At 68.4% G+C, this 26,238-nt stretch carries 22 protein-coding genes; 10 read left to right on the top strand and 12 right to left on the bottom strand.

The window, feature by feature from the left end; translation table 11 throughout:
- Positions 1–61: 61 nt before the first annotated feature.
- A complete protein-coding gene (locus VGP60_RS21100) occupies positions 62–1,036 on the bottom strand; it encodes a YafY family protein (protein ID WP_327549765.1) in 975 nt (324 codons plus the stop codon).
- A 120-nt stretch (positions 1,037–1,156) separates the two neighbouring features.
- Between VGP60_RS21100 and VGP60_RS21105 the strand changes: the two genes are divergently transcribed.
- Both VGP60_RS21105 and VGP60_RS21110 read left to right on the top strand, forming a co-directional pair.
- Positions 1,157–2,392: an SGNH/GDSL hydrolase family protein gene (locus tag VGP60_RS21105; RefSeq protein ID WP_327549766.1), complete on the top strand. Its 1,236-nt coding sequence runs from the start codon at positions 1,157–1,159 to the stop codon at positions 2,390–2,392.
- Between the two features lie 113 nt (positions 2,393–2,505).
- Positions 2,506–5,844, top strand: a complete 3,339-nt coding sequence (locus VGP60_RS21110) for a glycoside hydrolase family 97 catalytic domain-containing protein (RefSeq protein ID WP_327549767.1) — start codon at positions 2,506–2,508, stop codon at positions 5,842–5,844.
- Between the two features lie 13 nt (positions 5,845–5,857).
- On the opposite strand, the gene VGP60_RS41925 is transcribed toward VGP60_RS21110, so the two are convergent.
- Genes VGP60_RS41925 through VGP60_RS21130 form a run of 4 tightly spaced genes read right to left on the bottom strand, consistent with a single transcriptional unit; the run spans position 5,858 to position 9,419 of the window.
- Positions 5,858–6,628, bottom strand: coding sequence for a MurR/RpiR family transcriptional regulator (locus tag VGP60_RS41925; protein WP_327549768.1), 771 nt, complete (start codon positions 6,626–6,628; stop codon positions 5,858–5,860).
- Entirely contained in the window at positions 6,618–7,064 is a 447-nt protein-coding gene (locus tag VGP60_RS21120; protein ID WP_327549769.1) for a hypothetical protein, read from the bottom strand. The genes VGP60_RS41925 and VGP60_RS21120 overlap by 11 nt, the downstream gene beginning before the upstream one ends.
- Before the next feature lie 40 nt (positions 7,065–7,104).
- Positions 7,105–8,010, bottom strand: coding sequence for a ketopantoate reductase family protein (locus tag VGP60_RS21125; RefSeq protein WP_327549770.1), 906 nt, complete (start codon positions 8,008–8,010; stop codon positions 7,105–7,107).
- Entirely contained in the window at positions 8,007–9,419 is a 1,413-nt protein-coding gene (locus VGP60_RS21130; protein WP_327549771.1) for an MFS transporter, read from the bottom strand. The genes VGP60_RS21125 and VGP60_RS21130 overlap by 4 nt, the downstream gene beginning before the upstream one ends.
- An 88-nt stretch (positions 9,420–9,507) precedes the next feature.
- Here VGP60_RS21130 and VGP60_RS21135 point away from each other — a divergent pair, with 88 nt between their 5' ends.
- The 3 genes from VGP60_RS21135 (at position 9,508) to VGP60_RS21145 (ending at position 12,735) form a co-directional block, all read left to right on the top strand.
- Entirely contained in the window at positions 9,508–10,029 is a 522-nt protein-coding gene (locus VGP60_RS21135) for a helix-turn-helix domain-containing protein (protein WP_327549772.1), read from the top strand.
- Between the two features lie 89 nt (positions 10,030–10,118).
- Complete coding sequence (locus VGP60_RS21140) at positions 10,119–11,987, top strand: CocE/NonD family hydrolase (RefSeq protein WP_327549773.1); 1,869 nt, start codon at positions 10,119–10,121, stop codon at positions 11,985–11,987.
- Positions 11,988–11,994: 7 nt separating this feature from the next.
- The gene (locus VGP60_RS21145) at positions 11,995–12,735 is read left to right on the top strand and encodes a dienelactone hydrolase family protein (RefSeq protein ID WP_327549774.1); all 741 of its coding nucleotides are present in this window, start codon (positions 11,995–11,997) and stop codon (positions 12,733–12,735) included.
- A 103-nt stretch (positions 12,736–12,838) separates the two neighbouring features.
- Here the strand turns inward: VGP60_RS21145 and VGP60_RS21150 are convergent, their stop codons facing one another.
- The 3 genes from VGP60_RS21150 to VGP60_RS21160 all read right to left on the bottom strand — a co-directional run bounded on the left by VGP60_RS21150 (position 12,839) and on the right by VGP60_RS21160 (position 14,552).
- The gene (locus tag VGP60_RS21150; protein ID WP_327549775.1) at positions 12,839–13,267 is read right to left on the bottom strand and encodes a hypothetical protein; all 429 of its coding nucleotides are present in this window, start codon (positions 13,265–13,267) and stop codon (positions 12,839–12,841) included.
- The gene (locus tag VGP60_RS21155; protein WP_327549776.1) at positions 13,264–13,563 is read right to left on the bottom strand and encodes a hypothetical protein; all 300 of its coding nucleotides are present in this window, start codon (positions 13,561–13,563) and stop codon (positions 13,264–13,266) included. Before VGP60_RS21155 ends, VGP60_RS21150 begins: the two co-directional genes overlap by 4 nt.
- 335 nt (positions 13,564–13,898) lie before the next feature.
- Positions 13,899–14,552, bottom strand: a complete 654-nt coding sequence (locus VGP60_RS21160; RefSeq protein ID WP_327549777.1) for a DJ-1/PfpI family protein — start codon at positions 14,550–14,552, stop codon at positions 13,899–13,901.
- A gap of 156 nt (positions 14,553–14,708) precedes the next feature.
- Between VGP60_RS21160 and VGP60_RS21165 the strand changes: the two genes are divergently transcribed.
- Complete coding sequence (locus VGP60_RS21165) at positions 14,709–15,677, top strand: GlxA family transcriptional regulator (RefSeq protein WP_327549778.1); 969 nt, start codon at positions 14,709–14,711, stop codon at positions 15,675–15,677.
- Here the strand turns inward: VGP60_RS21165 and VGP60_RS21170 are convergent.
- A complete protein-coding gene (locus tag VGP60_RS21170) occupies positions 15,664–16,404 on the bottom strand; it encodes a VOC family protein (protein WP_327549779.1) in 741 nt (246 codons plus the stop codon). The two genes, VGP60_RS21165 and VGP60_RS21170, sit on opposite strands and share 14 nt — an antisense overlap.
- A 120-nt stretch (positions 16,405–16,524) precedes the next feature.
- Here VGP60_RS21170 and VGP60_RS21175 point away from each other — a divergent pair, with 120 nt between their 5' ends.
- On the top strand, positions 16,525–19,911 hold the full coding sequence (locus VGP60_RS21175) for a TM0106 family RecB-like putative nuclease (RefSeq protein WP_327549780.1): 3,387 nt from the start codon (positions 16,525–16,527) through the stop codon (positions 19,909–19,911).
- Positions 19,912–20,037: 126 nt separating this feature from the next.
- On the opposite strand, the gene VGP60_RS21180 is transcribed toward VGP60_RS21175, so the two are convergent.
- Complete coding sequence (locus tag VGP60_RS21180) at positions 20,038–20,697, bottom strand: DUF998 domain-containing protein (protein ID WP_327549781.1); 660 nt, start codon at positions 20,695–20,697, stop codon at positions 20,038–20,040.
- A 133-nt stretch (positions 20,698–20,830) separates the two neighbouring features.
- Here VGP60_RS21180 and VGP60_RS21185 point away from each other — a divergent pair, with 133 nt between their 5' ends.
- Together VGP60_RS21185 and VGP60_RS21190 are read left to right on the top strand one after the other, a co-directional pair.
- On the top strand, positions 20,831–21,160 hold the full coding sequence (locus tag VGP60_RS21185; protein ID WP_327549782.1) for a YciI family protein: 330 nt from the start codon (positions 20,831–20,833) through the stop codon (positions 21,158–21,160).
- Positions 21,161–21,164: 4 nt separating this feature from the next.
- Positions 21,165–23,120: a sigma-70 family RNA polymerase sigma factor gene (locus VGP60_RS21190; protein WP_327549783.1), complete on the top strand. Its 1,956-nt coding sequence runs from the start codon at positions 21,165–21,167 to the stop codon at positions 23,118–23,120.
- A gap of 11 nt (positions 23,121–23,131) precedes the next feature.
- On the opposite strand, the gene VGP60_RS21195 is transcribed toward VGP60_RS21190, so the two are convergent.
- Together VGP60_RS21195 and VGP60_RS21200 are read right to left on the bottom strand one after the other, a co-directional pair.
- Positions 23,132–23,371: a hypothetical protein gene (locus tag VGP60_RS21195; protein ID WP_327549784.1), complete on the bottom strand. Its 240-nt coding sequence runs from the start codon at positions 23,369–23,371 to the stop codon at positions 23,132–23,134.
- A gap of 96 nt (positions 23,372–23,467) precedes the next feature.
- Complete coding sequence (locus VGP60_RS21200) at positions 23,468–24,739, bottom strand: GDSL-type esterase/lipase family protein (protein ID WP_327549785.1); 1,272 nt, start codon at positions 24,737–24,739, stop codon at positions 23,468–23,470.
- Between the two features lie 842 nt (positions 24,740–25,581).
- Between VGP60_RS21200 and VGP60_RS21205 the strand changes: the two genes are divergently transcribed.
- Complete coding sequence (locus VGP60_RS21205) at positions 25,582–26,172, top strand: TetR/AcrR family transcriptional regulator (protein ID WP_327549786.1); 591 nt, start codon at positions 25,582–25,584, stop codon at positions 26,170–26,172.
- The last annotated feature ends 66 nt before the right edge of the window (positions 26,173–26,238 follow it).

A 26,238-nucleotide genomic window follows, 5' to 3' on the forward strand; every position in this document is an offset into this window, starting at 1 on the left:
ATATCTTGTGATCTCTTAGTTGCCAAGAGACCGCCATCTGTCGACAGATGGCGAGCCGCACTCACGAGCCGTAGAGCGTGGCGAGTGCGGCGACTGTTTCGGTGAGCCGTTGTCGGAGTTCCGGTGGTTCCAGGACTTCGAGGCCGGCGCCGAAGCGGAGGAAGTCGGTGACTGCGTAGTCGAGGGACTCGATCGACACTGTCGCGCGGATCCAGCCGTCGGCGTCCGGTTCGCTCGCGCTGTCCTCAATGGACTGTACGGCGGCGGCGCCCATCATGTCCGGCAATCTGTCCTTTGTGGACGGCGAGAGCCGGAGAACGGCGACGCCACCGTGCCGGCGTGATTCGAAGTCGGCGAGGTAGCCCTGCCAGTAGGTTGCCAGATCGAAGGTTTCCGGGCGTTCGAAGGTCTCGTCGAGGACGTCAAGTTCGAGTATCTGCGAGACGCGGTACGTGCGCGGGCGGCCTTCGCTCGCGGCGACGAGGTACCAGCGGCCGGCCTTGAGAACGAGACCGTACGGATCGAGGACGCGTTCGACGTCACGCGGTTCCTTCCAGCGGTGGTAGAGCACGCGCAGGCGGCGCTGGTTCCAGACCGCGCCCGCGCTGGCCGTCAGCTGCGGGGTTTCCTCACCGTCGTGGTACCAGTTCGGGGCGTCGAGGTGGAACGACTGCTGGATGCGACCGGCCCGGTCGCGTAGTTCCGGGGGCAGTGCGGCGGTGAGTTTGAGTTTCGTCGCGGCGACGACGTTGCCGAGCCCGAGTTGCGCCGCAGGCCCCGGAAGGCCGGTCAGGAACAGGGATTCCGCTTCGCCCGCGGTGAGGCCGGTCAGTTTGGTCCGGTAGCCGTCGAGCAGCTGGTAGCCGCCCGCGTGCCCGGCATCGCCGTAGAGCGGGACACCGGCGGAATGCAGCGATTCGACGTCACGGTAGATCGTGCGGACCGAAACTTCGAGTTCCTTCGCCAGTTGGTGGGCCGTCATCCGGCCGCGGGTCTGCAGGAGCAGCAGGAGGGAGACGAGTCGGGATGCGCGCACGGTGTCGGTATACCACTGGGCTTCGCTCTCGGCGGAAGGTTTTGTCGGTGGTTCGCGCTAGCGTCTTGGGCGAGCTCGTTTACTGGGGAAGAAGGGATTTTGACCATGCAGATATCGATAGTGCGAAGAGCAGCCGCGGTGGTGACGCTCCTCGGGGCGCTGGTCGCCGGTTCGACGACGTCGGCACTCGCGGGGGATGGCGCCTCGAGGCTCGGCTGGGCCGCCGGCTGGTCGACGTCGGTGCAGCAGCCCGTGCCGCCGGAGATCTTCGGCCCGAACTGGTCGGTCGAGGGGTTCTCACACCAGTCGGTACGCCAGGTGGTCCGGGTGACCACGGGCGGGCCGCTGCTGCGCATCCGAGTGTCGAATGCGTTTGGATCAGCACCGTTGCGGCTGACCGGCGCGACGATCGGCAAGGCGGCCGAGGGCGCGGCCGTGCGGCCGGGCACGGTGCGGCCGGTGACGTTCGGGCACTCGCTGTCCACGACCGTCCAGCCGGGGCGTGACCTGCTGAGCGATGTGGTTTTGCTGCCGACCTCCCCGCTGGACGAGCTGTCGGTGACGTTCTACTTCGCCGGATCGACCGGCCCGGCGACCTTCCACGCCACCTCGCTCGCCACCAGCTTCCGGGCTGCCGGTGACCACCGGTTCGACGCCCGGGCCTCGGCGTTCACCGAGTCGACACTGTCCTGGTACTACCTGGCCGGGGTTGAAGTGAGCGGTCAGCGGCAGCGGGGGACCGTGGTCGCCCTCGGCGATTCGATCACCGACGGCTACGGCGCGACGGTGGACGGCGACAACCGGTATCCCGACGAACTCGCCGAGCGGCTGGTCGCCGCGCACCGGCCGACGGCGGTGGCCAACGCCGGGATCAGCGGGAACAAGGTGTTGAGCGATCTGCCGTGCTGTGGGGAGCGGGCGACGGCACGGTTCCAGCGTGACGTGGCGAGTCAGCCGGACGTCCGGACGGTGATCGTGCTGGAGGGCATCAACGACATCGGGGCATCGACGTTCGACCCGACAGCGCCGGTGGTGACGCTGCCGCAGCTGATCGACGGGCACCGCCAGCTGATCGCCGCCGCACACGCGCGCGGCATCAAGGCGATCGGCGCGACCCTCACCCCGATCAAGGGCTCGTTCTACGACACACCCGCGAACGAAGCGTTGCGAGACGGGCTCAACGACTGGATCCGGACCAGCGGGGCGTATGACGCGGTGGTGGATCTCGACCGCGCCACCGGTGCACCGGGCGACCCGGACCGGCTCAACCCAGCGTACGACAGCGGAGATGCCTTGCACCCCAACGGCGCCGGGTACCACGCCATGGCCGCGGCCGTCGACCTGAACTCGCTTTAGGTCGTATTACGCGACTTCTTGCCGTTCACCGGAGAGCGAGCGACGGCCCGGCTGATCATTTTTGTCGATCGGACAAGCTGGCTTCAGCCTGGCGTTCTTGAGACGGTGAGCCCATGCAGCTTGGATTCGGCAGGAAGACCTTCGCCCTGCTCGTGTGCGCCGCGGTCGCCTTGTCCGGCGCCGCGGCGACAGCAGGCACCGCTTCGGCGGCGCTCGGCACCGGCCTCGAAGGACACACGGTCACCTCCCCGGACGGCTCCCTCGAGGCGACCGTGACCGTGCTGGGCGGAAGGTTGACCTACCAGGTGGTCAGGGACCACACCACCACCGTCGTCTCGCCCTCGGGTCTGGGTTTCACCCTCCGGCAGCCGGCGGTCGACCTGACCAAAGACCTGAGCATCACATCGATCGATCGCGCCAAGGTCGACGAGACGTGGAGACCGGCGTGGGGAACCTCGTCCACCGTGCGAAATCACGCGGCCGAGCTCACCGTCCACACGGTCCACGAGCCGTCCGGCGTCCGGCTGGACGTGGTGTTCCGCGTCTTCGACGATGGGGTGGGCTTCCGTTACCACTTCCCGTCCCAGGACAAGCTGGGTGCCCAGTTCGTGGTGGCGGCCGAGTCGAGTGAGTTTTCGCTGCCGCCGGACATGACCGCCTACTACATCGCGGCCGGACGTGACTGGAACGCGGACGAGAAGCACTACCAAACCGTGCCGTTGCCCCAGGTTCCCACCGCGCAGACACCGATCACGATGTCGCGCGACGACGGTTTGTTCGTGACGGTCCACGAGGCGGACCTGACGGATTTTCCCAGCATGACGTTGCGCAGGAACGCCTCGGTGCCGGGCGGGCTGGTCAGCGACCTCATCGCCTTGCCCAACGGTGACCGGGCGGTCGTCGACCTGGGCCCGAGCGGTTTCAACACCCCATGGCGGACCCTGACCATCGGGCGTGACGCCGGTGCGCTCGCCGAGTCACACCTGATCGAGAACCTCAACGATCCGTGCGCCGTCTGCGACGTCGACAGTAACGGTGACAGGGTCGCCGACACGGCCAAGTGGATCGAACCCGCCACCTACACCGGGGTGTGGTGGGAGCTGCAGCGCCGGGCGACGACGTGGAACGCGGGGCCCGACCACGGCGCCACCACGGCGCGCACCAAGGCCTACATCGATCTCGCGGCCGATGCCGGGGCCAAGTTCGTCCTGGCCGAGGGCTGGAACCAGAACTCCGGCGGCCAGTGGGCCAACCAGGACTTCCTCACCCCGCAGCGCGACTTCGACCTCCCCGGGGTCCTGGCGTACGCGGCGTCGAAGGGAGTCGGCTTCATCGCGCACAACGAGACCCGTGGGTCGGTCGACTACTACGAGCAGAACCTCGAGAAGATTTTCAGCACCTACCAGTCGCTCGGAATCCACGCGATCAAGACCGGATACGCCACCAAGTTTCTCCTCGGGGGTGTCAACCGGAGCCACTACGACCAGCAGGCCGTCCGGCACTACCAGCGCGTCGTCGAAACCGCGGCCCGCCACGAAATCACCGTCGACGCGCATGAGGCGATCAAGCCGACCGGCCTCAGCCGCACCTATCCGAACATGATGACCGGCGAGGGCGTCGCCGGCATGGAGCAGCAGAACTACATGGGGCCACAGGGAAATCCCCCCGCCCAGGCCACCATCCTGCCCTTCACCAGGTTCATCGGGGGACCGGCCGACTACACCCCGGGCGTGCTGAACGTGACCTGGGACCCTGCCCGGCTGGGCACGCGGGTGCAGAGCACCGTCGCCGCCCAGCTGGCGCTGTACACGACCTTCTACAGCCCGTTGAACATGCTGGCCGACACCCCCGAGAACTACGCGCTCAATCCCCGGGCCTTCGAGTACCTCAAGGACATGCCGACGAGCTGGGATGAGAGCCACGTGACCAGCGCGGTCATCGGGGACCACACCGTGACCGCCCGGCGCTCCGGCAGCACGTGGTACGTCGGTGCCGTGACGGACGAGAACGACCGGACTCTCACGACCCCGTTGACCTTCCTCGACCGCGGGAAGACTTACGTCGCTGAGATCTACTCCGACGCGGCGAGCACCACGTGGAAAGGGAACCCCCTGCCGGTGGAGGTGACCAGGTCACTGGTCACGTCGCGGACCACGCTGGTTTCGTCGATGGTCGGCGGCGGCGGTCAGGCTATGCGTCTTTCGGTGGCCAGCAAACAGGAACAGGCTCACCTTCCCGCCTACAGGGCACCCGAGCCGAAGCTTGCCGGGCAACCGCGGGTCACGTTCGAGGCGGGCAACCGCACCGTCGTCGTCGAGGTGCCCGTACACAACAACGGTTCGGCCGTCGGTCAGGCAGTGGTCGAACTCGACGGCCGCCCGGCCGGTCCCGCGACGCGCGTCGACGCGGGGCAGAAAGCCACCGTCACGCTCCGCTTGGACGTCGACGACGTCCCCTATCCCGCCGGCACCAGGTTGTCGGTCAGCGACGGTGTCGGGGGTAAGGCGGACAACGTCGGCGTACGCCTGCTGCCTGTCCCCACCGTCCATGACCGGAGAGTCCTGCGCGATCTCGCGCGCGGCGGTGAACTGGACGATGTCAGTAAGGCCGCCGCGACAGCGCATCTCGACCGAGCCATCAACCTGGCCCAGCAGGGCGATTTCCTGGGCACCCAGAAAGCCATGCAGGATCTCCGGCTGCTCGCCGACTCGGCTTCCACCAAGGACATCTCGAACCGCGCGAGCAGGGCGCTCGACGACCTCACCCAGCCCTACCTGGGAGACGCCGGCGGTGTGTTCTCGGTTCTCAGAGCGCTGCGCAAGCTTGAGGGAACACACGAGGTCAAAGCCGTTGTCCTCAAGGAGTTGCGCGACGCGGCCACGTCGGCGGCGACAGTCGCCGTCACGGGTGGCGACCAAGAGGCCCGCGAGAAGCTCGCCTCGCTGCGCGACCGGGTGGCGGGCATCGGAAATCCCGGCCGGTCCCTCACCGCGTTGCGGGCCATCCTCGACGCTCTGCAGGCCGATCAGCGGCTGGAGGCCGAGTCCGGCACCCTCGCCGGCGGCGCGTCGGTCTCCACCGAGCACCCGGGCTTCACCGGAACCGGCTTCGTCAAGGCCCTCACCCGTGAGGGTGCCGGTGTCACGTTCCTGCCGACCGTTCCCGTCGGCCTGGACTACGACCTGTCGCTGCGCTACGCCAATGGCATGGTCATCGCCCCCTTCGACCGGCAGCTGTCGTTGTCGGTCAACGACGTGTCCGCGGACAAGGTGGCGTTCGCCAACACCGGTCAGGACGCCGAGCGTTGGCGTCGCTGGACGATCGCCCCCGCAGGAGTGGTTCCGCTGCGAGCCGGTCAGAACTCCATCACGCTGAGTTGGTCGGGGAACGACACGGGCAACGTCAACGTCGATCACCTGGTGCTCAGGCCATCGCTCGGTGTCGTCGAGTAACCACGCCTCCGTGTCAGGGGCGGCGTTTGCGGGATGGAGTGCCGTTCGCGGGGGAGGGAGCGACGACCTCGTCCTGCGCGGCCACCGCCATCGTCAACGCTTCCAGCACGACGAGGGTGGTGGTCTGGCCGCCGTACATCCCCGGCCGTCCCATGGGCGCCGAAAGGATGACGTCCGCGTGGTTGCGCAGCGCTTCCCCGAGGGTTTCGGTCAGTAGCACCACTTTGGCACCGACCTTGCGCGCGAAGTCCAGTGCCACGCGCATCTCGCGGGCGAGGCGGTTGTGGGCGACGGCGAGCACGACGTCGTCCGGGCCGAGGGGAAGGAGCTGGTCGACCAGCCGGACACCACTGTCGATGGCCCACCGCGCCCGGTATCCGATCCGGGTCAGCCGGGTCGCGGCCAGTATTCCCTCGGGGAGGTTCCCGGTGGCGCTGATGGTGTTGCGGAGACGGTGCGCCGGGGTGAGCAGCGCCTCGAGGTGTCCCTGCAGGGAGCGTTTGAGGCCGGGGAGACCGTCGAACCGAGTGCCTTGGCCGTGCGCACCACGCTGGCGTCGCTGGTGCCCGTCGCCCGCCCCAGTTCCTCGGCGGAGGCGAACGCGGCTTCCTGGGGGTGGTCCGCGAGGTACTGGGCGACGCGCCGCTCGGTCACGGTGAGTGAATCGAGGCGGGCCGCGACCCGTTCCTGGAGGGTGGGCTGCTACCCGGTAGCCGACACTGCGCTCCTCGGTGGTGACACATCGTCCGCGCCGATAGCGCAGCGCGATGAGTCTAGCGGCCACCAAGGTGAATTGGCTTCACCGTTGGGGTTCCCCTGCGCGCCAGGACGGCCCCGGCGATGGCGCCGAAAGCGATGTGGTCGGCGATCTGCGGGCCGGGTCGAAGGGCCCGGATACGGGGAAACCGGCGGCCGACCACGCCGAGGTCAAGCGCGGCGATGGCGAGCCCGGCGGCGGCTCCGGCGAGTGCGGTGTGCCGCTTGGGCAGCGTCGCCGCCAGGACGAACGCCCAGCCCAGCGACAACGCCACATGCGCTGCCGCACCTGAGGCGAGCAACGGAAGGGTGCGGGTTTCCCGCGGCGTAAGGAGAGTCCCGGCCGCCAGTGACGCGTCCAGCGGGTCGTCACCCCGGACGAGCGCGTACGCCGTCGACGGCAGTCCACTGAGGACACCCGCCACCGCTCCCGCCGCGAATGCGTTACGGATCAATGCCACCATGGCCACCTTAGTCGCGTTGAGCGCAACTATGGTGGCACTTTCAGTGGCACTGGTAGATCCGCAGGTGGAGGGTGACGAGGTCCAGCAGGGGAGTGGGGACGTCGAGGTCGCGGGCCCGCGAAACGAGGTCGCCGAAGATGTGCTCGGCCTCGATGCTGTTGCCCTGCACCAGATCGCGGTACAGCGATGCCGCGAAGGGCGAGCCCGGTGTGGTGACCGTGGTGCGGGTGTTGTCGAGTTCCGGCCGAGGCACCGGGTGCCCGGCCGCGGCGGCGATCGCGGCGCATTCGGCGATCACGGCTTCCGCGAACTCCGTCCCGCCGGGAACGGCAACGACCTCGCCAATCGTGGCGCGCATCAGGCAGTTCACCGCGCCGGTCGAGGCGATGAACACCCACTTAGCCCACATCACGCCGAGGATGTCGTCGGATACCTTGACGTCGAAGCCGATGTCAGTCAGTACATTGTGGACGTCGTCGAGCGGCCGGCCCGGGGTGAGCGTGCCGTAGGTGAGGGTGTGCAGATCCGCGAGCCGGACGATGTCGCCCTCGGCGTCCACTGTGGTCACGACCTTCACCGCGCCACCGAGCACCGCGCGCTCGCCGAACCGCTTGACCAGCGCGTCGAGATGACCGAGCCCGTTGAGCAGCGGCAGGATCAGCGTGTCCGGGCCGACAGCGGGCGCCAGGTCGTCCAGCGCCTGCGATAGCCCGGTGGCTTTCACCGAGAGCACGACCAGGTCGAAGGTCGTGGTGACTTCGCCGGTGACGATCAGCTTGGGCGTCAGGACGGTGTTCTCGCCGAGGCCGACGAGTCGCAGGCCGCGTTCCCTCAGTCGCTGGGCGCGCCCTGGGCGGACCAGGAACGTGACATCGTGGCCCGCCTGCATGAGCCGTCCGCCGAGATAGCCGCCCGTCGCGCCCGCGCCGACCACCAGAATCCTCATGACGTCACCTTTTCCCGTGTGGCAGTGATCTTCGCCGCGGCCGACCAGTTCACATCCGCGCGGTGGAACAGGTACACCAGCGCCGCGCCGACGACGGACAGTGTGATGCAGACGAGGGCCGCGATGTTCCAGCCCGCCACCAGGTCGCCGCCGGGGTGCACGGCGATGATCGTCACGACGGTGACCCCGATCGCCGAGCCGACGTACCGGCTCGTGTTGTTGATCCCGCTGCCCGTCCCGGCCAGCGTCGGCGGAACGCTCGCGACGGCTTCGCGGCCGAGCGTCGCGTTGACCACGCCCGTGCCGATACCGGCGACGACCAGTCCGATGACGAGCAGCCACGTCGAGGAGCCGGACGTGAGCATGGTCAGCGGAGCCAGTCCGGCGCTGATCACCAGCAGCCCGGCGCTCATCTTCACCCCGCCGGAAACACTCGGCGGGATGCGGCGGGTGAGCAGCGCGGTGAGCACGCTCGCCGCCGACCAGGCCAGTACCACCAGCGACGCCGCGATCGTCGAGTACGCCATGCCGCGTTCGAGCATCGTCGCCATGAACGCCATCAGCGCGGTGACCCCGGCGCCGGTCACGAACGATCCGGCGGACGCCGAAATCAGGGCGGGGCGGCGGAAGAGTGTTAGGTCGAGCATCGCGCCGGACGCTTTGCGCTGGTGTGCCACGAATCCCGCGAGCAGGACCACCGCGACGGCGATCAGCGTCAGCTCGAGCGGGCTCGTCCAGCCTTGGCGGCCTTCGGTCAGCGCCGCCAGCAGACTGCCCAGACCCGCGCCCAGCAGCACCGAACCGACGACGTCGATCTTGCGCGCGCGGCCGGAATGCGACTCGGCCAGCCAGACCCTGCCCGCCACCGCGAGGACGACAGACAGGACGGTGATGATCGCGTAGGTGTAGCGCCAGTCCCCGGCGGTGTCCGCGACGGCTCCGACGAGCGGCCCGATGGCGATGCCCGCGCCCAGGCAGGCGCCCCAGATGCCGGTGGCGTGTGCGCGCGGCGGTCCCGGCGGGAAGGTGTGGCTGATCACGGCCAGGCCGCAGGCGATCACCGCGGCGGCGCCGATTCCCTCGACGACCCGGCCGAGGACGAAGGTCAGCGCGTTCGGTGCCAGCCCGCTCATCGCCGAACCGGCGGCCAGCACGACCGCGCCCCAGACGAACACCCGGCGGCGCCCGAAGTCGTCACCGATCGCGCCCGCGCTGAGCAGGGCCATCGCCAGGCCCAGGCTCATCGAACTCAGGATCCACGAGGTCGCCACCGTGCCCGCGTGCAGGCCTTCGGCGACCGACGGGACTATCGCGAGCGGTGCGGTGAAGACGAAGAGCGCGAGCAGCGTCCCACCCGCCGTGATCGTGAGGCTCAAGCCCGTCCGGGCTTCGGCCTTCGGCGTTTCCATGGACACTCCCTTAGATTCGTTCACCGAACTCTTCGGAGGCTAGCAGATAAGTTCGCTGAACGAACTCTTCTGTGACATGATGGGCGTCATGGCGCTTCCCCGCGAATACACCAACCAGGCCTGCTCGCTGGCGCGGTCGCTGGAGGTCGTCGGTGAACGCTGGTCGCTGCTGATCGTCCGTGACGCGTTCTTCGGCATCCGGCGGTTCAACGATTTCTCATCCCACCTGCGGATCCCTCGGGCAGTGCTGACCGATCGGCTCGACTTCCTGATCAGCGAAGGCGTGCTCGTGCGCACTCCCGGTCCCGGCCGCCGCCTCGAGTACGAGCTCACGGAGAAGGGCCTCGCGCTCTGGCCGGTCGTGCGCACGCTGACCGTGTGGGGCGACTCGTTCTACGCGCCGGGCGGCCCGCGCCGGGTGTTCACCCACCGGGACTGTGGCGGCGAGCCCGATCCGATGGGCCGTTGCCCGCGCTGCGGTGAGAACGTGTCGCTGGCGGAGACGATGATGCGTCCCGGACCAGGATTCGCGAAGCCCGCCGAGGACGCGGATCCGGTCACGCTGGCCCTCGCGCAGCCCCGAAAACTGTTGCAGCCGTTGACGTCCTGACTAGGCCGCACGGGCGACTCGTACGCTGAAAGCCGCGCCACGACCGTAGTGTTCGACCCACGGGGACACTTCTGGGAGAGGCGCGACCCATGCCGAGACGCTCGACGGCGGTGTTCTCCGCGGTCGTCCTCATGCTGATCTCCCTGGTGAACCCCGTATCCGCGGCTGCTGACGAGTACCCGGTCTCCTTGCGGCAGGCCGTGCCGATCACGATGGCGGACGGCACCGTGCTGCGCGCCGACATCCAGTCGCCGGCCGGGGACCCCGGGCCGTTCCCGGTCCTGCTCGCGCAGACGCCGTACGGCCGCGCGGTGCTCAACGAAGAGATGTCCTACTTCGTCAAACAGGGCTACATCGCGGTGTCGGTCGACGTGCGCGGGACGGGTAGTTCCGAAGGGGCCTGGGTGCCGTTCGGTCCGCGAGAGACCGTCGACGGCGTCGAACTCGTCCACTGGGCCGCGGCGTTGCCCGGCTCGACCGGGGAACTCGGGCTCTACGGCGATTCGTACAAGGGCATCAACCAGCTGACCACCGCGGCCGCCGTCGGCCCGAACTCGCCGGTGAAGGCGCTGTTCCCGGTGGTCGCGGGCAACGATCTGTATCGAGACGTGTTCAACATGGGCGGCCTGCCCAACGCCGAATTCCTCCCGCTCTGGCTGCTGCTGACCGGCACCCAATCGCTGACCAACCCGCTCACCGAAGCGCTCGCCAGCGGCGACCCGCAACGCGTACTCGACGCGGCCCGGGTGGCATTGCAGCATGTCGGCGGTGTCGCGGAGAACGTCTTGCCCTTGCTGACAGCGTCGCTCACCGGGGGAGCCGAGGCGTTCGACGGCGACTACTGGCAGGCCAGGAATCCCGCGAACGTCCTCGACGAGGTGGTGGCGAACGGCATCCCCGCGTATCTCGTCGGCGGCTGGGACGACCTGTTCCAGCGCGGCGCCTTGATGAACTACGCCGGGCTGCAGAACGCGTGGGCCGGGCGGCCGACGTCGGCCGCGATGAACCCGGGACAGCCCGTGACGGGCCGCTACCAGCTGCTGATGGGCCCGTGGTCGCACTACTCGCAGCCCGGTTTCGACGTCGCCGGTCTGAAACTGCGGTGGTACGACCACTGGCTCAAGGACGCCGACAACGGCGTCGCCGACACCGCGACACCGTTGCACGCCTACCAGGTCAACGGCGGGCAGTGGTTCGACACGACGACGTACCCGTTCACCGGGACCACGCCGTCGACGCTGTACTTCGGCAAGGGCGCCACCGGCACCGCCCCGCGCTCGGCCAACGACGGCCCGCTGACCGCGGCGCCGCCCACCGGCTCCGGCACGGATTGGATCACCTGGACCCCGGTCAACAGCACCTGCACGCGGTCGACGTTCCAATGGCTCGGCGGCGCCAACCTGCTCTCCGCGCCGGGCTGCGAGACGAGCAACACCGAACGCGAAACGGGCCCGAACTCCTTGGTGTACACCGGAAATCCGGTGTCGCAGCCGACCGTGCTCGCCGGTCCGATCAACGCCACGATCTACGCCCAGTCGAACACCCTGGACACCCAATGGGTGGTCACGGTGACCGACGTCGCCCCCGACGGCACGTCCCGTCCGCTGAGCGAAGGCGCGCTGATCGGTTCGCAACGCGCGATCGATCCGGCCAAGAGCTGGTACGGCGCCGACGGCAGGCTGCTGATGCCGTACCACCCGTACACGGTCGCTTCGGAGAAGTGGGTCGAGCCGAACAAGGTCACGCGCTACGACGTCGAAGTCTTCCCCGTGTTCGCGAAACTCGCGGCAGGACACCGGATCCGGGTCGTCGTGACCACCGCGGACACCCCGCACCTGACGCCGACCCTGACCCAGCTTCCGCGCCTGTTGCTGGGGATCTACCAGCTGAAGACCGGCCCGTCGACGCCGTCGTCAGTGACCATCCCCCTGGCACCCGAAAGCGCCTTTCCTGCATGATCAACGTATGCCACGTACCGAAGTAGCCATCCGCACCGAAGACGGCACCTGCGCCGCCAGTCTGCACACGCCCTCGGACCAGGGCAGTCGCCCCGCAGTGATCATGTACCCCGACGCGGGCGGGCGGCGGGAGACCATGGCCGTGATGGCCGACCGGCTCGCCGAGCTGGGCTACACCGTGCTGCTGCCCGACGTCTACTACCGCTCCGAGTGGGCTCCGTTCGACCTCGCCACGGTCTTCGGCGAGCCCGAGGAGCGCAAGCGCCTGTTCGAGCTCATGGGCACTTTGACCCCGGAACGAATCGTCCAGGACACAGGCGCTTTCCTCGACTTCCTCGCCGACCGCCCGGAGGTGTCCGGCACCGGAGTGGGCACCACCGGCTACTGCATGGGCGGCCGGATTTCGCTGACAGTCGCGGGCCACCACCCAGACCGGATCGCCGCCGCCGCGTCCTTCCACGGCGGGAACCTGGCCGCGGCCGACGACACGAACAGCCCGCACCTGCTCGCCGACCGGATCCGCGCCGCCGTGCTCGTGGCCGGGGCCGAAGACGACGGCTCCTTCCCGCCCGAGCAGTTCGAGCGGCTGGAGCAGGCGCTGACCGGCGCCGGGGTGCGGCACACCATCTCTACCTACCCCGCCGCCCACGGATTCGCCGTGGGGGACAACCCGACCTACGACGCCGACGCGGCCGAGCGCCACTGGACCGCCCTCGCTGAACTCTACGGCGCGAACCTGCACGCCTGAGCTTTCGCAGAGTCGGCTGGGTCGTGTCCTGTATGTCTGGTCGACGGGCTTCGTGATCCAGGTGGTTCCTGGTGGTGCGGGGGACTGTACTCAGCAGAGCTGCTCAGGTCCCGGTGGTGGAGCCGGGTCGGACGATCATCAGCACGGTCACCGTCGCCCACAGCAGGTTGAACATGCCGGTGTGCATCGCGAGCCGCCCGGCCGTAGCGGGCGCGGAGCCGAGGTCGGCCAGGATCCGGCTTTGCCGTGGCAGCACCAGCAACACCAGGACGGCGGCCGCGATGGCGGTCAGGACGATCGACACGATCAGCCAGGTGTCGCCGAGGACGTGCATGCTGCTCGCGGTGGCGAGGCCGAACACCGGCACCGCGATGCCGAGGGCGGCGTAGACCTGGCAGACGCGGTGCAGGTTCTGTGCCACCACAGTGTCGCCACGGCGGGCGGCGGCGGGGAACATGCTGGCGGCGACGGTGACCGGGCCGATGGCGAGGATCGCGACCAGGACGTGGACCGAGAGCAGGAATTTCGTCATGGGACGCGCCGCCCGGTGACTTTCGAACTCGGCAGGCGCCCGGCCTTCGACTTTCCGGTCATCTCGTCGCCGTCGACGGTCAGGTCGAAGGTCAGGTTCAGCCGCAGCGGTTTGGTGATGGATTGGGCCCAGGTCAAGCGATTGCCGTCGAGTGCCAGGTCGGTCAGCGCGGTTTCTTCGCCGCCGGACCGCGCGACGCCGTGCAGTGTTCCCTCCTTTGTGGACAGTTCGAGTTCGGCGACCTGTTTGCCGATCGGGGTGGCGATGACGAGGGTCCAGAGTCCTTCGACGGACATGGGAAGACACACTTTCGGCTTGGTGGTCACGATCACTTGTTGATGGGAAATGTGGCGTGGCTCGGGATGTCGCAAACGGCCCGTTAGCGACGTTGAGCGTCCCTGACGGCGCGTTTGCGACATCGCCGATCAAGGGTGTGCGACGTGAGCGGACAGTCGGGAGTGCGAAACGGTCGTGCGGACGTTTCCGTAGGTCAGGTGGGGTCGTGAGTGGCAACAAGTGTTCTAACACTCTTTGCCACTCACGACCCCACCGCGGCAGCCGACCAGCGATGCCCTGAACGACGCGTTCGTGTCACTCAATGACCTCAACGCGTCGTTCAGGGCATCCTGCGTCAATAGGTGGCGGCGGGGACAGGGCCTTGGGCACGCCAGACGGTGCCGCGGCGTTCGTGGGCGAAGAGTTTTTCGACGGCGTGCGCGATGCGCGGGCCGAGGTGGCGGTCCAGCAGGTGCAGCGCGAGGTCCAGGCCGGAGGTGACGCCGGCGCCGGTGACCAGGTTGCCATCGTCGACCACTCGCGCGTCGACGGCGATCACGCCGGTGGCGTCCATCAGGTCCAGGCCGAGGTGGTGGGTGGTCGCGTGGCGGCCCTCGATCAGGCCCGCCATGGCGAGGATCGTGGAGCCGCCGCAGACGGTCGACACGGTCAGCCCGGGCTTGTCCAGCGCTTCCTTGAGCAGCGCGGGCAGGTCCGTCTGCAGCGTGCGGCCGAGGATGGCCGGGATCGTGTCGCCGCGACCGTCCTCGGTGATCCGCCCGACCGCTCCCGGGACGACGATCAGGTCCGCGCGTGCCGGATCCAGCGTGGCCGACGCTCGTAGCGTCACCGCGGCGAGACCGCTGGGGACTTCGCGCGGCCCCTCCGCTGAGACCAGTTCGACGCTGAGCGCGCCGTCGGTGTACCTGCCACCGGCGTGCAGCACTTCGAAGGGCGCGATGACGTCCAGTGGGTCGAATCCGTCGAACAGTACGACTTGGGCCAGCATCCGGCTCGGTCCTTTCCTCGTGGTCTCCGGCCAAACGCTAGCCAGGGCATCCACGCGCCGGAAGTGGCTGGATTGCCAGATGACAACGGATTCTCGCCACACGGCCTATCTGCGGATTTGTCGATATGGTGCTAAGTGAAGGGCTATATTCCAGCCATGCACACCGTGGCTGTTCTCGCGCTGGACGGGGTCATCCCCTTCGATCTGGCCACCCCGATCGAGACGTTCGGCCGCACCCGACTGCCCGACGGCCGCCCCGCCTACCGGGTCCGGGTCTGCTCGGCCACCAAAGAGGTCGACACCGGCGCGTTCACCCTCCGGGCACCGTGGGGGCTCGACGCGCTAGCCGAGGCGGACACGATCATGCTGCCCGGCTGCGGCGACCTCGACGTGCCGATCGCGCCCGAGGTGCTCGACGCCTTGAAGGCCGCTGCGGCCGACGGCACCCGCATCGCGTCGATCTGCGTCGGCGCGTTCGTCCTCGCCGCCACCGGGCTCTTGGACGGCCAGCGCGCGACGACGCATTGGGCCGCCGCCGGGCTGCTCGCCGCGCGTCATCCCGAGATCAAGGTCGACCCCGACGTGCTCTACGTCGACAACGGCCAGTTCCTCACCTCGGCCGGGGCCGCCGCCGGGCTGGACCTGTGCCTGCACCTGGTCCGTCGTGATTACGGTTCCGCGGTCGCCGCCGACGCGGCCCGGCTTTCGGTGATGCCGCTCGAACGTGACGGCGGCCAGGCCCAGTTCATCGTCCATCCGCAGCCTCCGGCGCCGCGTGGATCGACGATGGAACCGTTGCTGCGCTGGATGGACGACAACGCGAGCCGCGAAATCACGTTGGAGGACATCGCTTCCCAGGCCGGGATGAGCACCCGGACGGTCAACCGCCACTTCCGCGAGCAGATCGGGACGACCCCCCTGCAATGGCTGCACCGAGCCCGGATCCGGCAGGCGCAGTACCTGCTGGAATCGACGACGCACTCCGTCGACCGGATCGCCGTGCAGGTCGGATTCGGTTCCCCCACAGCGTTTCGCGACCGGTTCAAGCGGGTCACCGGCACGAATCCCCATGCCTACCGGCGCGCTTTCCAGAGCGACCCGGAGCGGCGGACTACGGCCTCGTGATGATCGAGAACTCCACCCCGAACGGATCGGTGAGGACGGCCGTTCGCCCGTACAAGCCGTCCTCGGGCTCGGCCGCGGTCCCACCCGCTTCCCGCGCCCGGTCGGCCACGGCGTCTGTGCCGTCGACCTCGAACAAGGTCGCCCAGCTGGACGTCTTCGCGTCCGCGAGCCCGAAGATACCGCCGATCTCGTGACCGTCCGCGAGTCGTAAAAAGGTGAAGTCGAAGCCGGGCATGTCCTCGTTGCGGTCGAGCGTGTGGTCGAAGACCCGGGGGTAGAAGGCGCGGGCGGGCTCGGTCGCGGCGGTGACCAGGTCGTTGCGCACCAGCGTGCCGGGTTCGTTGACGAGCTGGCAGCCGGGGTGCGAACGGCCTTGCCACAGACCGAATCGGGCGCCGGTGGGGTCCTCGGCGATGGCCGTGCGGGCTTCGTCGTCGACCTCCGCCGGTTCCGCGACCAGCGTGCCGCCCGCTTCGGCGACGCGCTTGGCCGTCGCGTCGCAGTCGTCCGCGGCGAAGTACATCGTCCACTCGCGGCGCGCGGCCGATGCCTGCTTGAGTGCCGCGATCGGCAGTCCTCGCAGCAGGCAGGTCGTGTAGCCGGGGCCGTCCGCGTACTCCCAGCCGAACAACGCCCGGTAGAACGCCGTCGCGCGGTCCAGGTCGGGGACGGCGAGCTCGATCCAGGTAGGGGTGCCGTCGGGCTGGTTCACGGTCACGCGGCTCATCGGTGGGCTCCTTTGTCGGTGTGCTGGGCCACTGACGGTAGAGCTCATATAGGCCAGTTCTTGTCCTAGATGGCGTGTCGTCCGAGAATCGGCCGTGCCGCGTGTCAGACTCCACCGGCGATGTACACCCCCAGCGATCTTGCCGACCTGCTCGAGTGCGACCACCGCAGCAAGCTCAAGCAGGCGCTCGCGGCCGGGTTGCCCGGCGCTCCCCGCCCTGGTGGCGGCCCGGATCAGCTCGCGGTCAAACACGGTCAGGCCTTCGAACGCACCACGTTGGACCGCCTCAAACGCGAACGCTCCGGGCTGGTCGAGATCGAGTCCGGCGACCGGTCCGAGGCCGCGAAAGCGACCGTCGCGGCGTTGCGAGCGGGTGCGCCCGTCCTCTACCAGGCGGTGTTCCTGGACGAGGACTTCACCGGCCGCGCCGACTTCGTGATCGCCGACGCCGACGGCCACTACGAGGTCTACGACACCAAGCTGGCCCGGCATGCGCGACCGTCCGCGGTGCTGCAGCTGGCCGCGTACGCCGACGCGTTGCGGCGCACCGGAGTGCCCACCGGGCCGAACATGCATCTGCTGCTCGGTGACGGCAGCAAGCGCACCCTGCGCGTCGACGATTTCCTGCCCCTGCTGGAAAGGCTGCGCTCGCGGTTGCGCGCCCGTCCGGCGCAGATTCCGGTGCAACTCTGGGCCGACCAGCGCCCGGCCTGCGCGAGCTGTGGGTACGCCGACCACTGCGCGTCCGGCCGCGAGGCCGATCGGGACCTTTCGCTGGTCGCCGGGATGCGGACGGACCAGCGCCGCAAGCTCGTCGAAGCCGGGCTGGGCACCATCGACGCGCTCGCCGAGGCCGAGCCGGCCGACCGGCCGCGGGACATGTCCGTCACGACGTTCACCACGCTGCGTGCGCAGTCCGCGATCCAGGTCCGCCAGGACGTCACCGGCGAGGTCGGGTACGAGATCATCGACCCCGACGTGCTGGCCGCGTTGCCGCCATCGAGCCCGGGCGACGTCTTCTTCGACATGGAAGGCGACCCGTACGCGCTGGGCGGAACCGGGCTCGAGTACCTGTTCGGCGCGGTCACCGAAGACGAAAGCCAACTGTTCACGCCGTTCTGGGCGCACTCGCGGGCACAGGAGAAACGCGCGTTCGAGGAGTTCGTCGACTTCGCCACCGCGCGGCTGGCCGAGCATCCCGAAGCGCACGTTTTCCATTACGCCCCTTACGAAATGAGCGCGCTCAAGCGGCTCGCCGCGTTGCACGGCACCCGTGAGGAAGCGGTGGACGACCTGCTGCGCGGCGGTGCGCTCGTCGACCTCTACGCAGTGGTACGCAAGGCATTGCTGGTTTCGCAGCGCTCGTACTCGATCAAGTACCTCGAGCCACTGTACATGCCGACCGCTCGTGACGGCGACGTCAAGACAGCGGTGTCGAGCATCGAGGCGTACGAGGAATACCTGACGCTGTCCCAGATCGGTGAGCCCGAGCGCGCCGACGAGGTCCTGCGCGGCATCAGCGACTACAACGAGTACGACTGCGTCTCCACGCTGAAGCTTTTCCAGTTCCTGCACGAGATCCGGATCAAAGCGGAGATCGAGCTGCTCCCGGCGGCGGAGAAGTCCAAAGAGGACGTTCTGCTCGAGGACACCACCGAACAGCTCGCCGCCGAACGCCGGGCCCAGCGCGCGGAACGGCTCGCCGCCCTCGTGGACCCGCTGATGGCCGGGCTGCCGGACGATCCCGTCGACGCGACCGACGACGAAAAGGCGCGTGCCCTGCTCGCGGCGTCGGTCGGCTACCACCGGCGCGAGACCAACCCCGCCTGGTGGGAGTTCTTCCGCCAGGTCGCGGCGCCGCTCGGGGACCTGGAGACGGACACCACCTGCGCGGTCCCGGTTTCGGTGCGCGCGGAGGACTGGGTGCCGCCCGCCGGCCGCGTCCGCAAGGCCAAACGCCTGCTGACGATCGCGTGCGACCCGGACCGGCCGCATCCGTTCGCCCCCGGAGACCAGGTGCGCCTGCGCTACGGCGCGACCACCCGCGACGCCCGTGTCAACGCCGCGACCGCGGAAACCCTGACGCTGGAAGAAAGTTCCGCCGTCGATGATACGTCCAGTGAGCGTCCGTCCGCGGTGCTGCCCGGCAGCCCGGTCCGCCCGGCGCCCAAGGACGAAGCCGTCGCGGACCTCGCGCAGCTGACCGTCGACGCCTTGCCCGTGCTCCCGGCACATCCCGGCATCGACCTGCTGCGCCGGACCCCGCCACGGCTGCGTGGAGGCAGGGCGCTCCCCGAACCCGGCGAAGACCTTGTGCGCACAGTGATCGAGACCGTGGACGCGCTCGACGGTTCCACGCTCGCGGTGCAGGGTCCGCCGGGTGCGGGCAAGACTTACTTGGCTGGCAAGCTGATCGCGCATCTGGTCCGCACGGGCCGGACCGTCGCGGTCACCTCCACCAGCCACAAAGCGGTCGAAAACGTGATGGCGGCAGCGAAGGCGAGCGCGCCGGAACTGCCGTGCGCCAAGCGCCCGAAGAAGGCCGTCGACCCGGAGCTGCCGTGGGAACAGCCCAAGGACAACGGCGCCTTGGTGCGCTGGCGCGACGAACACGACACCGGGCACCTCGTCGGGGGCACGGCGTGGACCTTCTCGAACACCGCGCTGCGCGCCGAACCGTTCGACGTGCTCGTCATCGACGAAGCCGGGCAGTTCGCGCTCGCCGACGCGCTCGCGGTGTCGATGTGCGCGAAAAACCTGGTGCTGCTGGGAGATCCCCAGCAGCTGCCGCAGGTCGTGCAGGGCACGCACCCGGCCGGTGCGGAGGCGTCGGCGCTGGGCCATCTGATCGGTGACGCCGAGGTCATCCCGGCGGAACTGGGCTATTTTCTGGACCAGTCAAGGAGAATGCACCCCGCGGTCTGCGAACCGGTGTCGCAGCTATCCTACGCGGGTTTGCTGCACGCCCACCCGTCGGCCGCCGGACGCGGTGTCGCGGGCGTACCCGCCGGGCTTTATCTCTCCGAAGTCGACCACAGCGGCAACACCACTCGCTCGGTCGAGGAAGCCGCCGAAGTGGTGTCGATCGTCGGCTCGCTGATGGGTCGCGAGTGGACGGACGGCGGCGACGTCCGCCCGCTGACCGACGAAGACATCCTCGTGGTGGCGCCGTACAACCTTCAGGCGCGGGTGGTGACGAGAGAACTGGAAAAGGCTGGCTTCCCGCGGGTCCGAGTCGGCACGGTGGACCGGTTCCAGGGCCAGGAAGCGCCGGTCGTCATCGCCACCATTACCTCGTCGGCCGCGGTGGATCTGCCCCGTGGCTTGGATTTCCTGTTGTCGCGTAACCGGCTCAACGTCGCGTTGTCGCGTGCCCAGGCCGTCGCGGTGTTGGTGTGTTCTTCACGGTTGGTCGAGGCCGATATCCGTACGGTGGACCAGATGCGGCTTGTTTCCGGGATGATCGGACTGATGAACGCCGCCACTGCTTGGCAGGCGAACGTCTGATCCCGGGGACACATGGCGCGCCGGCTTCGAGGCGGCCGGAGGGGTCGGGGGAGGGAGCCGAGGTAGTCCTCCACGGTGGCGAACTTGGCCATGATCGGTGTCCTTTTCTGTTCTGGGGTAAGGGTTTCAGCGGGCATGGCGATAGCGGGCGGCGACGAAGGAGACCCAGAGCATGGCGGTGATGGCGCCGATGGCCAACGTCAGCGAGCCGGCCTTGCCGCCGCTCATCGCCCAGCCGTTGCCGAGCAGCAAAGCCGTTCCGGCGATGCGGGACGCGATGGCGTAACCACGGTTTCCGGCCCGGCTGAAGTGACGGCCCAGGACATAGCAGGCGGCGATCAGGGCGATGAAGGCGATCGATCCGGCGGCCAGATGGCCGTAGCTGTGCCAGCTGAGCGTTCCCATCCCGGCAGGGGTACCGACGGGGAAGCCGTCGGCCGGGTCCATGACGAACAGGCCCGCCGCGATCATCCCGACGCCGTTGAGCAGCACCAGCCGCGGCGCCCACGTGCCACCCGGCGTGCCGTGCAGCGCTCGGCGCAGGCCGATCGCCCCGGCGACGGTCAGCAGACCGGCGACCACGAAGTTGGCGATCTGCAGCCAGCCGAGGGAGCCGTTGCTCAGCACGCTCAGCGGATGACGGGTCAGGTCGTAACCCTCACGGGTGGCCGCCTGGGCCAGTGAGACGACCGCCCACAGCGGCGCCGCGACGACGGCGGCGGTGACCAGGGAACGGGTCGAGAGGGTCTTGGCGGTGGATGTGGCGGGGAGCTGGATGGCGGTCATGGCCGGTCCTTTCGTGGCTGGTTCTCGCTCTCACGTCGATCCGGCGATGTGACAGGGAACGCCACTATTCCCTGTCAGGTTGACCCGTTCGACGTGGTCGCGTAAGCAGAGCAACCAAGAGAAGGAGAACCCCATGCGCTACCTGATGATGTCCAAGGCCTCCGACACCGACACCGCCCCCGACGAGAAGCTGTACGTCGAGATGGGCAAGTTCATCGAGGAGCTGACCGCGACGGGCGCGCTGCTGGCCACCGGCGGCCTCGAGCCGAGCGGTGTCGTCATGACGTCCCGCGGTGACGAGATCACCGTGACCGACGGCCCGTTCGCCGAAGCCAAGGAAGCAGTGGCTGGGTTCGCGCTGGTCGAGGTCCGATCCAAGGAAGAGGCGATCGAACTGGGACGTCGTTTCCGCAAGATCGTCGGCGACGGCGAGAGCGTGATCCAGCAGGTCTTCGGCCCGTGAGCCGGTGACCGGCACCCGCCGCACGATCGACGCGGTCTGGAAGCTCGAGTCGGCCAAGATCATCGCCGGGCTCACCCGGATGGTGCACGACGTCGGCCTCGCCGAGGAACTGGCGCAGGACGCGCTCGTCGCCGCGCTCGAACAGTGGCCCGAGTCAGGCGTCCCGGACAACCCGGGCGCCTGGCTCACGGCCATCGCCAAACGCCGCGCGATCGACCGTATCCGGCGGTCGCAGCGGCTCGAACGCAAGCAGGAGCAGCTAGCCCACGAGCTGGAGTCGTCGGCTTTGCCCGTCGAACAGGACGACGTCCTGCGGCTGATGTTCATCTCCTGCCACCCCGTGCTACCCACCGAGGCACGGGCCGCGCTGACGCTGCGCCTGGTCGGTGGCCTGACGGCGGCGGAGATCGCGCGGGCGTTCCTCGTCACCGAGTCGCGGATCGCCCAGCGCATCACCGATGCGAAACGGACGCTGGCCGAGGAGCGGGTGCCGTTCGAACTGCCGCAGGGTCCGGAGCTGGCCTCGCGTTTGTCTTCGGTGCTCGAAGTGATCTACCTGATCTTCAACGAGGGCTATTCGGCGACCTCCGGGGACGACCTGATGCGGCCCGGGCTCTGTCTCGAGGCGTTGCGCCTGGGCAGGCTGCTGGCCGAGTTGGCGCCGCACGAGGCCGAAGTACACGGACTGGTCGCGCTGATGGAGGTCCAGGCGTCGCGCGCGGCCGCGCGGACCGGGCCGTCGGGTGAGCCCGTCCAGCTGCACGAACAGAACCGGGGACGCTGGGACCAGCTGCTCATCCGCCGCGGGTTCACCGCGATGCTGCGGGCGCGCGAGGTCGGCGGCCCGCCAGGCCCGTATGTGCTGCAGGCGGCGATCGCGGTGTGCCACGCGCAGGCGCGGACCGCCGAGGACACCGACTGGGCGCAGATCGCCACGCTGTACCAGGCCTTGGCAGGTCTGCTGCCGACGCCGATCGTGCAGCTCAACCGCGCGGTGGCGCTCGGGATGGCGCACGGGCCGGAGGCCGGGCTCGCCCTGGTGGACTCCCTTGTGGACGATCCAGCGCTGCGGGACTACCACCTGCTTCCGGGGGTGCGTGGCGATCTTCTGGTCCGGTTGGGACGGTATGAAGAGGCGCGGCTGGAATTCGAACGCGCGGCCTCGCTCACCCGCAATGCCGCCGAGCGCGCTTTTTTGTTGCGCCGTGCGGACGAACTCCCTTTCGCTGGGGCTTCGGGCGTCACCCTCGGCGAGGCCGTGCGGGATTTCCTCGCGCGCGAGGATTTGGACGCCGCGACGATCCGCTCGTACGGGCAGACGCTGCGGCGCCTGTGCCTCGCCGTGGGCGAACGGCTGCCGCTGGCTTCCCTCACCGCGGACCAGGTGGCGCGCGTGTTCACGACGGCCTGGGGCGGGGCCGCCGCGAAGACGTGGAACCGTCACCGTTCGGCGGTCCGTTCGTTCGGCGCCTGGGCGGCCTTGACCGACCTGACCGTGAGTGTCGACCGGCGTGCCGAAACCCGGGCCAGGGTCTCGGCACTCGGCCCTCCACAGCTTGACACACTGTGGAGCGGACCTGAATTTTCCTTGCGGGAGCGCACTTTGTGGCGGCTTCTGCACGAATCGGGAGCCGGGCCGGGTGCGGTTCTGTCCCTGAATGTCGAGGATCTGGACCTGGACGACCGCCGCGCCCGCGTTGGCGAGACCTGGGTGAACTGGCGTGCCGAAACCGCTCGGCTCCTGCCCCAGTTGCTCGCGGGCCGGACTCGGGGGCCGGTGTTCCTCGCCGACCGGCGGCCCGGTCCGGGCCGCATGCCGACGTCGGCCGATCTGTGCCCGGAAACGGGCCGGCGACGTCTCTCCTACGAACGGGCCGAGTATCTTTTCAAGCAGGCCACCAAATCGCTGGACCCGGCGGGTGACGGCTACACCCTCCGTCAGCTCAAGTCTCGTGACTGATTACACGCGTATCAACGCCAGGTGAAACGATGGGTTTTCTGTGCTGTTTCCAGCGTGTGCGCGACGTGACGCAGGGCGCGCCGCAGATCGCGGGGGACCGGGCGCCTGCCGAGGAACCCGACCCGGTTGCGTTTGCCGATCCAGCCCGTCGTCTCGCCGCCGTGGGCGTCGGTGAGCGTGACGAACCAGCCGTGCTCGGCGATGGGGGAGCGGTGGAGTTCGCAGTGCAGTTGTCTTCGCCGTCTTTGCATGGGCCGCACTGTGCGCGCGCCGGATGGCCGCGAGGTTGCGTCGCGGCAAAGCGTTCATGAGCGTCCGATCTCACAAGGCGCATCGTCTTTCCGGCGTCACCGGCCACTGGACATTTCGTGCCGCTTTTGGGTGAGCATGGGAAGCGAGATGTAATCGGCCATCGCCTGCTGCCCGGCGATGTTGACATGGACGCCGTCACCGTTGTCGTAGGCGGGGTTGATGCTGTTGGGCTTGAGCGGGTCTTTGAGCACCTGGTCGAAGTCGGGCACGCCTTGGCAGGTGGCGGCGCAGTTGTTCCACTGTTTGACGAAGTTGTCGACGGCGTGACGGTCGAGGTTGTTCTGGTCGCTGTAGCCGGGGCGTGCGGTGATCGGCGAGACGTACACCGCGATCCCGTTTTCGCGCAGCTGCTGGAACACCTGCCGGTAACTGTCGAGGATGGGTGACACGGCGCAGCCGTAGGCGAGGTCGTTCGTGCCGTAGTAGTAGATGACCGCGGAGACGCCGTGCAGCGCGAGGATGTCGCGGTCGAGCCGGGCCAGTGCGTCGAGTCCGGTGAACTGCCCCGGGATGTTCGGGCAGGCGGCGGAACTGGTGGTGCCGCTGATCCCGGCGTTGGCCACGGCGAGCTGGGTGGAGGCGGGGAGTTCGGCGACGATGCGCCGGGCAAGATCGTCCGACCAGCGCCGGTTGGTTCCGGTCTCGGTGCAGCCGGAGCCGCAGTTGGTGCTGCCGACACCGTCGACGACCGAGCTGCCGAAGGGCACGATCGTGCCCTCCAGCGCGGGGTTGCGCACGTCGACCGCACTGACCAAGTAGGTCGAAGTCACGCTCTGGGTGTATGCGGCGCCGGAGCCGTCGGCGGTGTGATCACCTGAGCCGGGCGGGGTGAGATAGTTGTCGCGGAACGCGGAGCGGTGCAGGCCGGGAACGGTCGTGCCCGCCACGTACATGCTCATCGCGACATCGTCTCCTGGGCGGGTCACCAAACCCGCGTCGTCGCTCCACGTTTCGCCGCCGGGCGGGATGGTGATGGTGCCGCGGCCCGCGAAGGTGACCGGGCGGGCATCTGCCACGGATGCGGCGTCCGCACTGTGCCCGGCAGTAGCACGGTCGATGGTCAGCGGAGTCTTGCCGAACGTGTTCTGCACGCGGATCCGCACCGCGGAGCCACCCTGGCTGAGATGGGTGACCATGCGTACGGACTGGTTGTTCAACGCCGCCGTGGCGAGGCCCTCCTGGGATTGTGCCCATGAGGTGAACCAGCTGTTGCGGGCTCCTTCGGCCGTCGGCGCCGAGCTGATGAGCGCTGTCGCCACGAGTGCGAAGCCTGTCGCGAACACAGTGATCCGTTGGGAGCGCATCATGTCCTGCCTCTCGTCTGGCTTTAGGGTCCCTCATGGTGGGGCTTTCGCGGCACACCGGCACGCTGACGGGGATCGATCTGCAAGCCGGTCTTTCTCATGAACACCCGGGTACCCAACCCGGAAACCAGCGCCACAGCGGCCGAGGCGGCGTTCGTCCACCACTTTGGTGCAAGATCGTGTGGTGACGAAGTCTGCGGCGTTCACCTTGGCTGACAACTGGCATGGCGGCTTCTATGAGCTTTCTTTGGAGCTCGGGGCCACTAGTGACGCGCGGTTGGAGCGCGCGTTGACGCGGTTGGGAGAGGTCGTTGCGGTTCCGAGTTGGTATGGGAGTCGCGACCGCGAGCCTTACGAGCAGATGGCCGTCAGCTGTACGTTCGAGTCCTTGCGGCGGTATCAGCACTTGCGTGTAGTTGAACTGCCCGATGGGACGCCGGTCGTCTGTGGTGTTGTCGCCGTCCGCGAAGTGTGCGGGAGTGACTGGTTGGACTTCTATAATATCTGCCGTTGGGTGCGTTGGGGCGTGCTTATCCACGGATGGACGCTTTCCCGTATCCGTTCGACGGCGAGGGTGGGCGGGTTGACCTCGACTGGTGGCGGCCGATCGATGAGTGGCTGGCGGATATCGCGAGGCAGGTATATGCCGGTGTCGACTACTCGCTTGGCTTGATCGGAAATGAAGTGTCTGGCTCGGTTGATGCCGCCGAACTCGCCGAGGGCCACCCGAACAGCGCTACATCAGCTATCTCATCCCGACCGGCGACGAACTCCGCTACTGGCCGGCGACCCGCTAGGCGATCACTTTTGTGGTCCAGCTGGTCAAGAATGAGTATGCTGGCGGCATGGGCAGGACACGAGGGTTCGACGAGGCGACGGTGCTGGAGACCATCCGGGGACGGTTTTGGGCACAGGGCTACGAAGGTACGTCGACCTACGACCTGATGGACGCCACGGGGCTCGGCAAAGGCAGTATCTACAAGGCTTTCGGCAACAAGCACGAGCTTTACCTGCGCACGTTTTCCGACTACTGCGACGAACTCGTCGCCGGGGCCGAGGTCGCGCTCGGTGGTACGGAAGGTGATTCGCCGCGGGCGCGGATCTCGGGGTTCCTGGTCGGGCTGGCCCATGAGTTCGGTGCCGAGTCGCCTCGGCGGGGCTGTTTCCTGACCAAGGCCACAGTGGACCTGGCCGGGTTCGACGCCTCGGTGGCGGAAGTGGCCAAGCAGGCTTTCGAGCGGATCGCCGGTGCTTTCGCGTCGGCGGTGCGGGATGCGCAGGCCGCGGGCGAAGTCGACCCGGACGCCGACGCGGAGACCCTGGGATACCTGATGCTGACCGTGATCCGCGGGATCGACACCATTGCCAGGTCGGGACTCGACGAGTCCACTTTGGTCGGTGTCGCCGAAACCGCCGTCGCGATGCTGCCCGCCTGAGCCGCCATCTGTCGACAGATGGCGGGGTCGCGCCGGGGATGTCGTGGGATTACCCCAAAGCGGGGG

The organism is Amycolatopsis sp. (assembly GCF_036008905.1).
In the GTDB taxonomy this organism is placed as follows: Bacteria; Actinomycetota; Actinomycetes; order Mycobacteriales; family Pseudonocardiaceae; genus Amycolatopsis.

Coding starts and splice junctions, on each gene's coding strand:
- VGP60_RS21110 (WP_327549767.1), top strand. CDS start 2,506: ATGCAGCTTGGATTCGGCAGGAAGACCTTCGCCCTGCTCGTGTGCGCC.
- VGP60_RS21120 (WP_327549769.1), bottom strand. CDS start 7,064: ATGGTGGCATTGATCCGTAACGCATTCGCGGCGGGAGCGGTGGCGGGT.
- VGP60_RS21125 (WP_327549770.1), bottom strand. CDS start 8,010: ATGAGGATTCTGGTGGTCGGCGCGGGCGCGACGGGCGGCTATCTCGGC.
- VGP60_RS21130 (WP_327549771.1), bottom strand. CDS start 9,419: ATGGAAACGCCGAAGGCCGAAGCCCGGACGGGCTTGAGCCTCACGATC.
- VGP60_RS21135 (WP_327549772.1), top strand. CDS start 9,508: ATGGCGCTTCCCCGCGAATACACCAACCAGGCCTGCTCGCTGGCGCGG.
- VGP60_RS21140 (WP_327549773.1), top strand. CDS start 10,119: ATGCCGAGACGCTCGACGGCGGTGTTCTCCGCGGTCGTCCTCATGCTG.
- VGP60_RS21145 (WP_327549774.1), top strand. CDS start 11,995: ATGCCACGTACCGAAGTAGCCATCCGCACCGAAGACGGCACCTGCGCC.
- VGP60_RS21150 (WP_327549775.1), bottom strand. CDS start 13,267: ATGACGAAATTCCTGCTCTCGGTCCACGTCCTGGTCGCGATCCTCGCC.
- VGP60_RS21155 (WP_327549776.1), bottom strand. CDS start 13,563: ATGTCCGTCGAAGGACTCTGGACCCTCGTCATCGCCACCCCGATCGGC.
- VGP60_RS21160 (WP_327549777.1), bottom strand. CDS start 14,552: ATGCTGGCCCAAGTCGTACTGTTCGACGGATTCGACCCACTGGACGTC.
- VGP60_RS21165 (WP_327549778.1), top strand. CDS start 14,709: ATGCACACCGTGGCTGTTCTCGCGCTGGACGGGGTCATCCCCTTCGAT.
- VGP60_RS21170 (WP_327549779.1), bottom strand. CDS start 16,404: ATGAGCCGCGTGACCGTGAACCAGCCCGACGGCACCCCTACCTGGATC.
- VGP60_RS21175 (WP_327549780.1), top strand. CDS start 16,525: ATGTACACCCCCAGCGATCTTGCCGACCTGCTCGAGTGCGACCACCGC.
- VGP60_RS21180 (WP_327549781.1), bottom strand. CDS start 20,697: ATGACCGCCATCCAGCTCCCCGCCACATCCACCGCCAAGACCCTCTCG.
- VGP60_RS21185 (WP_327549782.1), top strand. CDS start 20,831: ATGCGCTACCTGATGATGTCCAAGGCCTCCGACACCGACACCGCCCCC.
- VGP60_RS21195 (WP_327549784.1), bottom strand. CDS start 23,371: ATGCAAAGACGGCGAAGACAACTGCACTGCGAACTCCACCGCTCCCCC.
- VGP60_RS21200 (WP_327549785.1), bottom strand. CDS start 24,739: ATGATGCGCTCCCAACGGATCACTGTGTTCGCGACAGGCTTCGCACTC.
- VGP60_RS21205 (WP_327549786.1), top strand. CDS start 25,582: ATGGGCAGGACACGAGGGTTCGACGAGGCGACGGTGCTGGAGACCATC.